Source organism: Shewanella seohaensis (assembly GCF_023283775.1).
In the GTDB taxonomy this organism is placed as follows: domain Bacteria; phylum Pseudomonadota; class Gammaproteobacteria; order Enterobacterales; family Shewanellaceae; genus Shewanella; species Shewanella seohaensis.
In genome coordinates this window covers 226631-240649 of sequence record NZ_JAKILE010000004.1, presented here as the reverse complement: position 1 = coordinate 240649, position 14019 = coordinate 226631, and the positions used below count along the sequence as shown (strand labels likewise).

Genomic DNA, 14019 nt, shown 5'->3' with positions numbered 1-14019 from the left:
ACACCCTATGAAAATTAATCTTTCTGGTCACCATGTCGATGTTACTGATTCTGTAAAAGAACACGTTAACGAAAAGTTTTCTAAAATCGCCACTCATTTCCCCACACTCATCGGCCTCGATATCATTATTGCTAAGGAGCATGGCGAGTTTCAGGTTGAAATTCGAACAAATTACGAAGGTAGTCGCATCTCAGCATCGGGTACGGATGAAATCATGTATCCCGCGATTGCCGCCGCAGCCAAAAAACTGGATGCAGCACTAAAACACCGTAAGGGTCAGTTGAAGGCGGACTTACATGAAAAGCCAACCTGCACCACGGCACCTATCGCCCATGAAATTATCCAAGAGATGGATTTGCGCTAGGAATTAAGCTTTAGGATGCAATAAAAAAGGGCCAATTGGCCCTTTTTTATTGGCTGCGATTTGTCTTAAATCAAATGGTTAAAGGCAGAATATTTTGAGCCTGGCATTTATAAGCCAACCCTTAAACTTGCCGCATTTCTTAAATCAAAGAGAGCTGCAACCCCTTAAGCACGGCTTGGGTGCGGTCACGGCAATCGAGTTTAGCCAGTATGGTGGAGACATGGTTTTTTACCGTGCCTTCGGCCAAAAACACTGCATTGGCAATTTCTTTATTGGAAAATCCCCCCGCCATAAAACCTAAGATCTCCCGCTCGCGTTGGGATAATAAGTCGTGAGTCGGGCCGCTTTGCGCTGTTGCAGAGGATTGCTGCATCTGTTCTAACACAGATGGTTCAATCAAGTGTCCGCCCTGGGCCACGGTTTCGATGGCCTCAAGTAATTTATCCAGAGAGACATCTTTCAATAAGAAGCCATTCGCACCCGCCTGCAGGCTATTTAAAAACAATTCACTGTCATCAAAGGTGGTTAACATAATGACTGGTATGGGGTTTTGTGCGGCGCGAAGCTGTTTTAGCAGACTGATACCATCGAGCACTGGCATACGTATATCGCTTAAAAGCACATCTACGGCATCGGTTTGCAGTCGTTTTAGCGCCTCTTGACCATTCTCGGCCTGCCAGCTCACCTCGATATGCTGTGAGATGGCAATCAAGCTGGCGATACCCTGACGCACAAGCTGCTGATCTTCCACTAATCCTACTCTGATAGTGCGCGCCGTGGGTTGACCATAGGTTGTGACTGTATGCTGAGATTCCATGGGAGATTCATTCCTTGATTAAGCGTGTCGGTTTATATGGCGCATTACAATGCGTTGCCGCGCGGTAGACGAATCATTAGCGAGCAGCCTTGAGTACGCGAACTGTCTACGCCTGCGTGATTGGCTTGCAAACGCGCACTGCCGTGAAAGGGGGATAACCTTTCTTGCATGCTACTTAGCCCAACGCCCTGAGAGGGGCTTTGGCTAATTCCTTGGCCATTATCTTTAAGGCAAATGATAAGCTCAGCTTGCTCTTCATGCATCGACAGCGTGAGTTGATTGGCATGGCCATGGCGCACTGCATTACTGATCCCCTCCTGCAGCACGAGCAATAAGGCTTGTGCCAGTTCAGTCGACTGGAGCGGCATTAACGATTCGTACCGCAAGCTAACATTGGGCAAACGGCTTGCAATGGCATCGAGCGGCGGCGTTAAATCGAGACCAATATTCACCCGCTGCGCCCGAACCACGGCGCGGATGCTCTCTAATAATTCCTTGGCAAGCGATTTACTCTGATTGACTGTGGGTTTGAGTTCCGTAGGCGCTTGATGACTTAAGAGCTCAAGTTGTAATGATAATGCCGTGAGCTGGTGGCCGAGAATATCGTGCAGATCCCGTGAGATCCTCAGCCTTTCTTGCTGCTCGCTCGTTTGGCTCAGCAAGGCTCTGGTGGCGATAAGCTGTTGATTAAGATGTTCCTGTATCCGGCGAGACTCGCGCTCGGATAATCTCGCTTGGCTACTGCTGTAGGCAAACAGTTGAAACCCCATGTAAATAAGCACATTAATCATCACACTGCTTGCGGTTTGTGCGTGCAGGAGCAGGTAATAACCAAGATTGGCCAATAGGATCTGTGCTATTGCGACGCGGCGATTAAAAAATTCTGGCAAGAGCGAGGCCCAAATCACCAGCAGAATGGGGAGCAATGGATGTTGACTCAACAGCATCAATCCGAAGACGCTGCCGACGAGTGCGGTACTTAACCGCCTGCTTAGATTGAGGTTTTTTCGGGGGAAGTCCTGTGTCGTTAATAACAAGAAGAGCAAGATAAACAAGGAATACAGGGTGATATGGCTAAAGGTCGCGAGTGTGGGGAGCTTTGCTTGCATATCCTGATTGAGCCCTAGCCAAGCGACGAGCGCCCAGGTGAGGCTGCCTGCGCCAATCAGCATAGTTTCTGCTCTGATTAATCGATTTCCCTGCACTGATTGGTTTCCTTTTATTCATGTTGCACCCATTCTAAGGCAAGAATGCAATAAGTCACTAAACCACTGTGGCAAAGATGACACAGTTTCAATGTTAGCCGCCTCATAAGCAATTTGATTTATTTCATTAAATTGTCATCAAACTTGACTTGATCTTCTTAAGCGGCTGGCATAATTTTGCCTTATGCACAAATTTGCCGTTTACTTCACCCACACTACGACCACAACTGCTTCGGCGGTGCGTGCGTAGCGATTTGTGCTTAAAAAATCGATTACTCAACCCCGCCCAAAGTGGCGGGGTTGTTTTTTCCGTCTTTTGGGCAATAATGCTGGAGAATGTGATGGATAACATGAGCTTGCCTAAAACTGCGCTGTTAATTATTGATATGCAGCAGGGACTGTTTTACGCCGATGCGCCGCCCTTTAATCGGGAACAGGTGCTAAATAACATTAATCTGTTAATTGCCAATGCCCGCGAGGCAGGGGCACCGATTTGGGCGGTTCGCCATACCGGGCCGGAAGGTTCCCCCATTGCTGCCGGAACGGCAAACTGGCAATTGATAGAATCCTTAGCAATTAATCCGCAGCTGGATAATATCTTTGATAAAACTAAGCCAAGTTGTTTTTATCAAACCGGATTGGCAGAGGCGTTAACCCATGAAGGGGTCAGCGAGTTGGTGATAGTGGGGATGAAAACCCAGTATTGTATCGATACCAATTGCCGGATTGCGGCTGAACTTGGCTGGCAGGTGGTATTAGCCGACGATGCGCACACTTGTATGGATACGGCGCAGCTCTCGGCAGAGGCGATTATTGCTCACCACAATGCCACGCTCCAAGGCGCCTTTGTGCGTTTAGCCAAGAGTGCGGATATCGTATTTCGTTGATGTCCACAAACAAAAACGCAGCCTTTAGGCTGCGTTTTTTGATATCAGAATCAACTTATTCTTGAATGTCTGCGTTGTGATACACGTTTTGTACGTCGTCACAATCTTCTAATGCGGCGATAAACTTATCGAAGGTTGCAACATCTTCACCTGACACTGGGGTCATGCTTTGCGGTACGAAGGTGATGTTTTCCACTTCGAAGTTGATGTCTGGCATCGCATCGGTCAGTGCGGTTTTCACTTTGAAGAACTCAGTGTGTGGCGCGATAACGCTGATCATGCCGTTTTCCACTTCCACGTCGTTTACATCGGCATCGGCCATCATCAGGATCTCGAGGATGGCATCTTCGTCTTCACCTGGGAATACGAAAACAGCAGATTGATCAAACATGTGACCTACAGTGCCTGGGGTGCCGAGTTTGGCATCGTTCTTCACGAAGGCTTGACGCACTTCGGTGAAGGTACGTTTTACGTTGTCGGTTAAGCAGTCCACGATAACCATGCAGTTACCTGGGCCGAAACCTTCATAACGGGCTGTATCATAATCTTCACCGCCGCCACCTTTGGCTTTATCGATTGCACGTTCGATAACGTGTGCTGGCACTTGGTCTTTCTTAGCGCGTTCGATTAAACGGCGAAGTGATAAGTTGCCGTCTGGCTCAACGCCACCTTGCTTAGCGACTACGTAAATTTCTTTACCGTAGCGCGAGTAAAGGCGGGTTTTCTGGCCAGCTGTTTTCGCCATGGATTCTTTACGGTTTTGATATGCTCTGCCCATCTTGATCTCGTTAGCTCAAAAAAATTGCGCCGATATTAGCAGTTTTAAGTCTGATTGTGCAGTCACTCTCGCGGGAATTATTGCGGATAAAGCGATGGATACCACATTTTAAGATGGCATTTATTGCTGACACTTTTGACTTGGGGAAATAGGCAATTCGGTAATATCTATACTAAGGTCTAATGCCATAAGCGCGATAGAGTGCTGATGATAGCAAGATAGTTTATATTTCCTATGGGCGAATAGTTCAATTTAGTCAGAGGGATAGACTCACTTCATCGTTCTCGATCTTGCCTATTTCGCAAAGCTTTGCGAATCGGATGGCAAAGGATAGCCAGTGAATGTCCGCTTCTCTCACTCCCCTAGTGCGTGTATTCAGTGAGAAACATTATGGAATTACAACATAAAGTCGCCATTGCGCTCAGCTTTGTTTTAGTCGTACTCAGTAGCCTTCTTCTCAACGCGATAGCACTGTCTGGTTTCACGCAGGCGCTGATCTTGGGGGGAATTGTCTGTGCTTGGGTGCTGTGGATAGTGCAGCGCTTAGTGAGCCATTACACGCCCAAAGCTGAGCAAGTAACGAAGGCATTCAAATCAGTTAACTCGCCAGAGCATGAGATCAGCGTACAAACCAGTAAGATTGCGATTGGCTCGGCCGAGGTATCGCATTTTATTGACCTATTAAATAAATCCATCGAGTCCAATGGCGAACATGCCAGTGCCATTGCGGTGGCGGCGTCACAGTTAAGCCATACCACGGCACTGTTAGGCGACAATGCCACGCATATTTTAGGGCAAACTCAAGAGGCGGAGCGTTTAAGTGTGCAGGGGCGTACCCAAGCACAAAAGGGCGTATCGGCGATAGAATCCCTCAGTGGCGACATCAATACCGCTGCACAGCAGGTGCAAGCATTAAAATCTAAAGCCGAACAAATTCAAAAGATTACCGAGGTGATTAACTCGGTTGCCGAGCAAACGAATTTACTCGCCCTCAATGCTGCCATTGAGGCCGCTCGAGCGGGAGAGCAGGGGCGTGGCTTTGCCGTGGTCGCCGATGAGGTCCGCAGCCTTGCGGGCAAAACGGCGGGCGCAACCAAAGATATTGGCAAGATGCTGCTCGAGATCCGCGCCGAAACCGATAAAACCTCGGGACTGATGGAGCGGGTAGTCTCGCAAACCGCCGATGTGGTGATGGCGATGGGGACACTCGATGGCCACTTTACCGACATTTCGACATCCGTTACCCATTCGGCGCGGGCTCTGGGTGATATGGAAGATTCACTCAAACAATATAACCATACCACCAACGAGATAAGCGGTTCGGTGAGCCAGATCCGCGACTCCCTTAACGTCACAGGCAAGCAAAGCCACAAACTCTCGGAACAGGCGTTTACTCTGTCATTAACTACTGAGGGTATTTTCAGAGCCCTAGCGAATTGGGATACCCATACCTTTGACCAACAAGTGTTATTACTCGCCAATGAAGCGGCTAAAGCCTGTGGCGAAAAACTCTCCCAGGGATTAGCTAATCGTAGTTTTACCGAGACTGAGTTGTTTAATCCACAATATCAACCAATTGCGAATACTCAGCCACAAAAGTACAGCACGGCCTTTGACCGCTATACCGATCAACATTTTCCAGCCATACAAGAGCCGATCCTCGCCAAGCACAGTGAGATAGTGTATGCCGGCGCCGTGGATAGAAAAGGTTATTTCCCGACCCACAATAAACGCTTTAGCCAAGCCTTAACTGGTAAGGTAGAAATTGATATGGTGCATAATCGCACTAAGCGTTTGTTTAACGACCCGACCGGAATACGCTGCGGCGCCCATACTGAGCCTGTGCTGCTGCAAACCTATAAGCGAGATACCGGGGAAGTGATGCATGATTTGTCCGTCCCGATTTATGTCAATGGCAAACATTGGGGCGGTTTTAGGGTCGGATTTAAGGCGAAATCTTAATTAGTGTGTTTATTCTAAATTTGTTGCATAACGACGCAGAATAAAATGTTGACTAGTTGTGATCTTTGGCGCGTATTTGCTTAACAGAATAGAAATAGTTTGGCATCTATTTGCCGAAGTGCTTAAATAACTGGATATTCATGGCGCTAAGATTTTCCTAAGGGTTGTATTTAGGCTTGTCGCATGATGTTTTTATAGTTTTTTGATTTTAAAAGGTAAAATGCATCTTGGAGTTTTGTTGTTATAAGAGATGAAGGGAGACTCTTGCCACTTTGATCGATAGCAGTAGATTCTGCTTAATGTGAGTTAAAAGTTATGCAAGCAACACAAGCGACAGTTACCGTTTTGTATTATGACGCGCCAGTCGGGTTAATTATGCACAACGCGGTGTTAGAAGGTTTACCTGTGAGCGATTCCGGTCGTGTGATGATACCTGCGAGTTTTCGTAAGGGAAAATCCATCATCGCCGTGCTTGAAGGTGAGTGTAAAATATTGAACTCACTCGGTGAGCGGGTATTTGCGCAGGCTAATATAGGTTAATAAAAACGAAAAATAGCACTGGCAACACTTGAAACTTAAAGGACGATAAGTGGATTTATCGTCCTTTTTGCGTTTTTGGGGCTGCCTAACTAAGCACGCCGTTTTTATCTGCAGACATCATCAAACAATTTATCGGCCAATTGCTGCAGGATTTCCGCCTGCGGATGGGTATGGGCAAAGGTTCTTAACCCATAAATGCCCATCATCAAGTATTGCGCCCGCTGCACACTGTTAAGCTCGCCTTGCAACATCTCTTTGGAGGCTGCTAATTCAAATTGTGCCGTCAGCGCATTCTGCCAAAGCATGAGGTTTTGACTGATAATGTTTTGGATTTCATCATCTTGCTCTGCAATTTCATTTAAGGCTTTAGTGAGCAAACAGGCTTGCTGGCTATCGCAGCTTAAACATTCGACCACGATATTGTCTAAGTAGGTCTTTAAATTACCCAGCACGGGACGGCTATTGGAGAAGATAAGTTTGAACTGCTCGTTTCTATCCTGCTGATATTGCTCGATGGCGGCGATCAGCAATCCACGTTTATTGCTAAAGGCACAATAAATGGAGCCGGGATGTAACCCCGTCGCTTGGGTCAGATCCTGCATGCTGGTTTTGGTGTATCCCTTGTGCATAAAGGCGGCCATCGCCCCCCTGAGCACCTGCGCCCTATCAAACTCTGCGTTTCGCATTGCAATCTCACCTCTCACCGATACTTGCGGCTGATTCTAACTAATTTTGAACAAACATTCAAAAATGTTCTTGAATGATTGTTCAAATAAGAATATCTTGAATGCACATTCAAGAATGGGACAACACCAATGACGATTGAACATGCAGCGAATTCCGTGGGTAATTTATTCGATACCTACAAACTTAATGACACTATTACCTTAAAAAACCGTATTTTAATGGCGCCATTAACGCGCTGTATGGCCGATGTGGATTTAGTGCCGACCGATGACATGGTGGCTTACTATGCTCGCAGGGCCGAAGCGGGATTGATTATCTCCGAAGCGACGATCATTCGCCCTGATGGTCAAGGTTACCCAAATACGCCCGGCATTTTTAATCAAGCGCAGATCGCCGGCTGGCGTAAAGTGACCAATGCTGTGCATGCCAACGGCGGCAAGATTTTTGTGCAGTTATGGCATACAGGCCGTGTCGCACACCCACATTTCTTCGGTGGCGGCGATGTACTGGCGCCTTCGGCTGAAAAAGTAGAGGGCAGTGTGCCCAGAATGCGTGAGCTGACCTATGTCACTCCAAAAGCGGCAACTCTTGAAGATATTCAGGGCTTAGTCCGCGATTATGCGAAAGCGGCCGAAAACGCGATTGAAGCTGGATTCGACGGGGTTGAGATCCACGGTGCAAACGGATATCTAATCGATGCATTCTTACACCATGACAGCAACCGTCGTACCGATGAATACGGCGGCACACCTGCCAATATGTCACGCTTTGCCTTAGAAGTGGTTGATGCGATTGCGGCGCGTATTGGTAAAGACAGAACCGGTCTTCGAATTTCTCCCGGCGCTTATTTCAATATGGCTGTCGATAACCGTGACCGTGCCGTATTTGACTACCTATTACCTGAGCTCGAAAAACGTGAACTTGCCTTTGTGCATATCGGTATCTTCGACGACAGCATGGAATTTGATTACTTAGATGGCCGTGTTTCTAGCTATGTGCGTGCTAACTATGGCAAAACCTTAGTGGGTGTAGGTGGTTACAGCGCCCAATCGGCCAGTGAAGCGATTGCCGCTGATAAGTTTGATTTAATTGCGATTGGTCGCCCCTTTATTGCCAACCCAGATTATGTGGCAAGAGTGCGCCAAGGTCATGAATTGGTGACCTATAGCGATGAAATGCTAGCAAGCTTGGTGTAACTCAGAGCAGCAATTACCGATAAGAAAGGGTTAGCTTAGCTAACCCTTTTTGCTTTTGGTCCAACGATCAATTGGCTTTAGGGAGCGCCCTCAGGGCATTAAGTTTCTGCTGGGCAATCCCAAATACGCACTCTGGGGCATAATGGCCTGTGTGTTTCCCATCATCGCCTCCTAAGGTCGCCGCCGCCTTGCCCAGGAGTAGTGCCATCGCTTGGGTGACATGGCTAATCGCCCAAATATGGAATTCTCCACGCTCAACCGCTTCTACAATGTCTTGGCGTAACATGAGATTGGCGATATTCGATTTGGGAATAATTACCCCTTGGCTCGATGAGCGGCCCTTAATCTTACACACATCGAAAAAGCCTTCGATTTTTTCATTTACGCCGCCGATGGGCTGGGCCTCACCAAACTGATTCATCGACCCAGTAATGGCAATATCCTGCCTCAAGGGCAACTCACTGATGGCGGAGATGATGGCGCAGCATTCGGCCATCGAGGCGCTATCACCATCGACACCGCTGTAGGATTGCTCGAAGGTGAGATAGGTGGTGAGGGGGATTTGCGCGGTTTTTCCAAGGACCGAAGCCAAATAAGCCGTCAGGATTAACACCCCTTTAGAGTGAATGCGGCCGCCGAGCTTAACCCTATGCTCAATATCCAGCACTTCACCCTTACCGAAGGCGGTGGTGGCGGTAATACGATTCGGCAGACCAAATTGATGATCTGAGGTTGATATCACTGATAACGCATTGATTTGGCCTACAACTTTATCGTGGGTATTGATTAATGTCGTGCCGTTGATAAAGCTCTCCATAATATTGTCGTGCAGGCGTGAGACCCGTTGCTCTTGGTTTTTTAGTGCCTGCTCAACGTGCTGTTTTTCAATACATTGACTTGCGGCGGCCTTAGCGCAGAAGTTTGATTCCCTAAGCAGATTGGCGATGTTTGCCGAATGCAGCGACAGCTTTTGTTGGTCCTGCGCCTCACGGGAGCTGTATTCGATGATGCGTGCGATGGCGCTGCGGTCACAGTGCAACATATTGTTATCGTGGACTATGCTGGAAATAAATCGTGCATATTGCGCCTCCGAGATATCGGTTCTGTCCATCACATCTTCAAAATCGGCCGTAACCCTAAATAACTCACTGAAATCAGGATCATAATGCTGTAAAAGCTGATAGGTTTCGTGATCCCCAAACAGAATGATCTTCACATCTAAGGGAATAGGTTCCGGCGCCAATGAGATAGTGCCTGAGAGTGAGACTTCCCGCTCTAAGGAGCTTAAATCTAACTTGCGCGAACGCAGTGCGCGTTTCAAGCCGTCCCACACATAGGGGCGCTCCAGTACTTTGATGGCATCCATCAACAGCACGCCACCATTGGCCTTGTGTAAGCTTCCTGGGCGGATGAGTGAGAAGTCGGTAAACACTGTGCCCCTAAAGGTGGCGTTCTCAACATAGCCAAACAGGCTGTGGTAGCTTGGGCTTTCTTCGACCACAATCGGGAATTTTTGCTCCCCTTGGCATACTATGACGTTGACCTGATAGCGGCGTGGCATTTTCTTTTCAAGGGAGGCGTAGGCGAGGGCGAGTTGCTCTTCACTCTCCTCAAGGAAAATATCTAAATTACTTAAGATATCCGACTGCATACCCGTTAAGAAGGTTCTGACTTCGGGCTGATGTTTGTATTTGTCTTTCAAGGGTTTGAAAAAGTGCACTAGCACATCTTTAGCGACTTGTTCGTCGTGTTCCTGTTGGGTATCGCTAAACTCTTCTTCCCATTCGGTATTTTGTCGAATGATGCCGCGAAGTTTAACTTCGAGCCCATTGATATTGCTTTCAAACTGGGCGCGCTCGGCTTCGGTTAAGGCGCCAAAGGAGACCTCGTCATGGGGCTCTTCGCCATTGAGGGCAACCATTTGATAATCGCCCTGCAAGGTTAAACTGAGGCTAATGTTTTTTTGTTTTGCTTCTTCGCTCAGCTCGGTTAGCGCCGCTTCTTGTTTTTGTGCCAGTTGGCTTTTGAGCTTTTCAGCTCGTGCATAATACATTTCGTTATCAAAGGCTAAGGGCAGCGCTTTGACCAGTTTTAGCATGAGTTTTTCGATAGACTTTTTAAACTCTTGCCCCGTTCCGGCGGTCAGCTTGAGTACTTTAGGACTGCGAGTATCGTCAAAGTTAACCACATAGCACCAGTCAAACAGTGACGGTTCAATGGGATCATGGCGATTTAGGTAACGCAGCATCATAGTGCGTTTACCTAAGCCGTTTTGGCCAATAGCATAAATGTTATAGCCCTTTTCCTTGATCCCCATGGCGAATTCCACCGCCTGTTGGGCACGTTCCTGCCCAACAATATCATCCAGTGGCGTGAGCTGAGCGGTAGACTGGCACTCAGGGTTAAGCTGTTTCAGTTCAGATTTACGATAAAGCTGTTGACTCGTTAACGGGATGGCGGGTGTTGCTGTGGGCACGGTAGGCATAGAGATCCTTGTTTTTCATCCTGATTATTTCCATTGTAGACAATAGGATAATGTTGTTGTCAATCAAAAGGCGCTAAATTGTATTTAAATCAGTGTCGTGGCTGATTGAGGGATTTTTGCAGATTGATAAGATGAAAAAGCATTGCTTTTCATTGTGTTAGGTTTGCTGGCTTCCTCGTATCATTATTTGAAACAAAGTAATCGGCGATTGGGCCAAATATTTATGTATTAGTGAATGACGATGATTGAGTGTCTGCGGTAATATCTACCCAGATGCTGTGCGGGTTAGCGCGTAGAAACGCTTAAAGCGATGAATCTAAGCTGGTGGCTATCAAGGCTGGATTGCGGCGTGTGAAGGTGAGGGCGCGTGATGCCCTCAATCAAAATGGAATTGTAGAGGCTACAGTAAGCAAGCTTATGATTGATGTTGCAATTTCACAAAAACAGTTGACGGATTGGGCAAACGACTTGCAGTTGATTGCCGATATGACTCAGTCACATGCTGTGGTCCTACAGGCCAGTGTGGCGGGTGACTATCGTCTATTAGTTCAGTCGTCTCAATGCCAATCATCTGATATTGAAGCCCTTATTCGGCATTTTAATCTTAAAGCGCATTTAACCTTACATCAAAATGCCACTCCTAAAGTCAAAGTCGCTTCCTCTGCTGACACTGCTTATAACCCTTTCAATGAATCACGCACCTTTAGTCACCATCAGGTGGACCTTCCCGAGGATATTCGCCAGGCGTGTGCCTATAAGCGCGCCTTGATCCAAAATATCAGCAGCAATCTCCAATGGTGCGATACTGGGCTTGGCAGTTTGATTTACCTGCCTATTCTCTGGACTTCGGGGGCACATTTTGGCGTCTTGTGTGTGTATAACAGCGATCCTCTACATTTAGGGGATAGGGCGCTGCAATTGGCTTCGCTCACGGTCAATAGCCTACAGCTCAATTTGAGCGAGTTGCTAAAGCAGCATAAATACGCCTTGGAGGCGCAGCGCGGGCAAGTCTATGCGCCCGATGTCATTGACCTACAAACCTTTATCGATAGTTTTGAAGAACATATTTGGGTTAAAAATACCCAAGGTGTTTATACCATCTGCAACCATAGTGTTGAGAAAGCCTGGGAGTTGCCACGCAGTGAAATTGTCGGCAAGACGGATGAAGACCTTTTTGGTAAAGAAATCGCCGAGATTTTTCTCAATGGTGACAGGCTTGCCATTGAAGCGGGGACACCGATTATCGTCGCCGAGTGTTTAGACGGTGAAAAACAGAATAAACACTTATGGTTAGAAACCCTTAAAATTCCAGCCATGACTTCTGAGGGCGCGCTTGCTGGTGTCATTGGCATGACCCGTAATATCTCCAAGCATAAAGAGGTGGAAGAGCAGCTCACGCTGGCGACCAATGTGTTTAAACATACCCTCGAAGGTGTGGTGATCACCGACAGGCATGGCAATATCACCGATGTGAATGGTGCCTTCTATGAAATCACCGGCTACTCGCGGGAAGAGTTGCTCGGCCAAAATCCACGATTATTTAACTCGGGTCGCCACGAGAAAGGCTTTTTCGATGCCATGTGGGATCACTTACTCGAGACGGGGAAGTGGAGTGGCGAAATTTGGAATCGCCGCAAGGATGGCACTATCTTCCCGCAAAATATCACCATCAGCACCATTTATGATGAGTTAGGTGATGTGCGCTATTTTGTGGCGGTATTTTCCGATATTTCCGCTCAAAAACAGAGCGAGGCCCAGCTAGCCCATTTAGCTTATTTCGATCCTTTGACCCATCTGCCAAACCGCATGAAGCTGATGATGCAGCTCAAACAGGAACTCAGACATGCAAAAAGGCTCAATGCCCAACTAGCCACAGTGTTTATTGATGTGGATTTGTTTAAACACATTAACGACAGTTTCGGCCACAGTATTGGCGACGAAATGCTGGTGGAGCTGGCTAAGCGGTTACGCAGTCAGCTGCAGGAGCAAGATGTGTTGTCGCGAATTGGCGGCGATGAGTTTGTGGCGCTGATCTCGGGCATTCAAAGCCATGAGGATGCCGCAGCGGCCATTAACCAATTACGCCAAGTGTTTGAACAGCCCTTTGTGGTCAGCACTGGGGATCATCTGCGTCTGACAGCCAGTATGGGAGTATCCATCTATCCCGATGATGGCAGTAATGCCGATACCTTACTGCGTAACGCCGATGCCGCCATGTATCGGGCGAAGAGTGAAGGCCGCAATAACTTTGCTTTTTACACTGAGTCGCTCACTAAGCAATCCTTTGAGCATCTAAAACTGCAGAGTGCGCTTTATGGCGCCCTTGAGCAAAACGCTTTGTATTTGATGTATCAGCCTAAATTGGATTTAGTCAGCCGTAAAACTATAGGGGTTGAGGCGCTACTACGTTGGAATGACCCGATATTGGGGCAAATTTCCCCTGGGGTGTTTATTCCCGTCGCTGAGAAAATCGGGCTGATTTACGATATAGGTTTGTGGGTACTCGAAACCGCTTGCCTTCAAGGCGTGCGTTGGCTTGCAGAGGGGAAACCCTTTGGCCGAATCGCCGTTAACGTTGCCGGACAACAGCTACAACGTAGCTCCTTTGTTGAGGATGTGAAACGCATCCTGACACAAACAGGATTGCCCGCCACTTGCCTTGAGCTTGAAGTGACTGAGAGCGTGATGATGCACAATCCCGATGTGGCGATTCGCGACTTAAAGCTGCTAGGGGATCTTGGCATTGAGCTTTCGGTCGATGATTTTGGTACCGGATATTCCTCCCTTAACTATCTGAAAAAACTGCCGATTCATAAACTTAAGATTGACCAATCCTTTGTGCGGGATATTCCCTTCGACACCAATAATACCGCTATCGCTAAAGCCGTAATTGCCCTAGGGCATGCGCTCAAGTTAGAGATAGTGGCAGAAGGGGTCGAGACTCAAGCACAGGCCGAGTTTTTAACCCAAAACCTCTGCGATCAGGCGCAGGGCTATCTATTCAGCCGTCCGCTATTACCTGTGGATGTTGAGGCGTTTTTAGCGAAAGCCTAAGCTCGTCTAGTGAAAGTCTGAGCGCGTCTATCGACCATAAGGCT

At 47.7% G+C, this 14019-nt stretch carries 11 protein-coding genes; 6 read left to right on the top strand and 5 right to left on the bottom strand.

Annotation, left to right across the window (positions count from 1 at the left end; genetic code table 11):
* Positions 1-7: 7 nt before the first annotated feature.
* Complete coding sequence (gene hpf, locus L2713_RS06585) at positions 8-364, top strand: ribosome hibernation-promoting factor, HPF/YfiA family (protein WP_011716246.1); 357 nt, start codon at positions 8-10, stop codon at positions 362-364.
* A gap of 139 nt (positions 365-503) precedes the next feature.
* Here the strand turns inward: hpf and L2713_RS06580 are convergent, their stop codons facing one another.
* Both L2713_RS06580 and L2713_RS06575 read right to left on the bottom strand, forming a co-directional pair.
* Positions 504-1181 carry a response regulator transcription factor gene (locus L2713_RS06580; RefSeq protein WP_248967348.1) on the bottom strand — a complete coding sequence of 226 codons (678 nt, stop codon included), beginning with the start codon at positions 1179-1181 and terminating at the stop codon, positions 504-506.
* Positions 1182-1225: 44 nt separating this feature from the next.
* Positions 1226-2386 (bottom strand): sensor histidine kinase, encoded by a 1161-nt coding sequence (locus tag L2713_RS06575; protein ID WP_248967347.1) that lies wholly within the window; start codon positions 2384-2386, stop codon positions 1226-1228.
* 341 nt (positions 2387-2727) lie between these two features.
* Here L2713_RS06575 and L2713_RS06570 point away from each other — a divergent pair, with 341 nt between their 5' ends.
* Positions 2728-3273: a cysteine hydrolase family protein gene (locus tag L2713_RS06570; protein ID WP_248967346.1), complete on the top strand. Its 546-nt coding sequence runs from the start codon at positions 2728-2730 to the stop codon at positions 3271-3273.
* A 55-nt stretch (positions 3274-3328) separates the two neighbouring features.
* Here L2713_RS06570 and L2713_RS06565 read toward each other — a convergent pair whose 3' ends face one another.
* A complete protein-coding gene (locus L2713_RS06565; protein WP_248967345.1) occupies positions 3329-4051 on the bottom strand; it encodes a YebC/PmpR family DNA-binding transcriptional regulator in 723 nt (240 codons plus the stop codon).
* Positions 4052-4441: 390 nt separating this feature from the next.
* Here L2713_RS06565 and L2713_RS06560 point away from each other — a divergent pair, with 390 nt between their 5' ends.
* Together L2713_RS06560 and L2713_RS06555 are read left to right on the top strand one after the other, a co-directional pair.
* Entirely contained in the window at positions 4442-6013 is a 1572-nt protein-coding gene (locus L2713_RS06560) for a methyl-accepting chemotaxis protein (RefSeq protein WP_248967344.1), read from the top strand.
* 315 nt (positions 6014-6328) lie between these two features.
* Entirely contained in the window at positions 6329-6553 is a 225-nt protein-coding gene (locus L2713_RS06555) for a TIGR02922 family protein (RefSeq protein WP_011621944.1), read from the top strand.
* Between the two features lie 104 nt (positions 6554-6657).
* Here the strand turns inward: L2713_RS06555 and L2713_RS06550 are convergent, their stop codons facing one another.
* Positions 6658-7239 (bottom strand): TetR/AcrR family transcriptional regulator, encoded by a 582-nt coding sequence (locus L2713_RS06550; RefSeq protein ID WP_248967343.1) that lies wholly within the window; start codon positions 7237-7239, stop codon positions 6658-6660.
* A 129-nt stretch (positions 7240-7368) separates the two neighbouring features.
* On the opposite strand from L2713_RS06550, the gene L2713_RS06545 reads away from it, so the two are divergent.
* Positions 7369-8436 carry an alkene reductase gene (locus tag L2713_RS06545; RefSeq protein WP_248967342.1) on the top strand — a complete coding sequence of 356 codons (1068 nt, stop codon included), beginning with the start codon at positions 7369-7371 and terminating at the stop codon, positions 8434-8436.
* 67 nt (positions 8437-8503) lie between these two features.
* On the opposite strand, the gene L2713_RS06540 is transcribed toward L2713_RS06545, so the two are convergent.
* Positions 8504-10921 (bottom strand): Lon protease family protein, encoded by a 2418-nt coding sequence (locus L2713_RS06540; protein WP_248967341.1) that lies wholly within the window; start codon positions 10919-10921, stop codon positions 8504-8506.
* A 417-nt stretch (positions 10922-11338) separates the two neighbouring features.
* Between L2713_RS06540 and L2713_RS06535 the strand changes: the two genes are divergently transcribed.
* Positions 11339-13975 (top strand): bifunctional diguanylate cyclase/phosphodiesterase, encoded by a 2637-nt coding sequence (locus L2713_RS06535; RefSeq protein ID WP_248967340.1) that lies wholly within the window; start codon positions 11339-11341, stop codon positions 13973-13975.
* Positions 13976-14019 lie beyond the last annotated feature (44 nt).

Coding starts and splice junctions, on each gene's coding strand:
- hpf (WP_011716246.1), top strand. CDS start 8: ATGAAAATTAATCTTTCTGGTCACCATGTCGATGTTACTGATTCTGTA.
- L2713_RS06580 (WP_248967348.1), bottom strand. CDS start 1,181: ATGGAATCTCAGCATACAGTCACAACCTATGGTCAACCCACGGCGCGC.
- L2713_RS06570 (WP_248967346.1), top strand. CDS start 2,728: ATGGATAACATGAGCTTGCCTAAAACTGCGCTGTTAATTATTGATATG.
- L2713_RS06565 (WP_248967345.1), bottom strand. CDS start 4,051: ATGGGCAGAGCATATCAAAACCGTAAAGAATCCATGGCGAAAACAGCT.
- L2713_RS06560 (WP_248967344.1), top strand. CDS start 4,442: ATGGAATTACAACATAAAGTCGCCATTGCGCTCAGCTTTGTTTTAGTC.
- L2713_RS06555 (WP_011621944.1), top strand. CDS start 6,329: ATGCAAGCAACACAAGCGACAGTTACCGTTTTGTATTATGACGCGCCA.
- L2713_RS06550 (WP_248967343.1), bottom strand. CDS start 7,239: ATGCGAAACGCAGAGTTTGATAGGGCGCAGGTGCTCAGGGGGGCGATG.
- L2713_RS06545 (WP_248967342.1), top strand. CDS start 7,369: ATGACGATTGAACATGCAGCGAATTCCGTGGGTAATTTATTCGATACC.
- L2713_RS06540 (WP_248967341.1), bottom strand. CDS start 10,921: ATGCCTACCGTGCCCACAGCAACACCCGCCATCCCGTTAACGAGTCAA.
- L2713_RS06535 (WP_248967340.1), top strand. CDS start 11,339: ATGATTGATGTTGCAATTTCACAAAAACAGTTGACGGATTGGGCAAAC.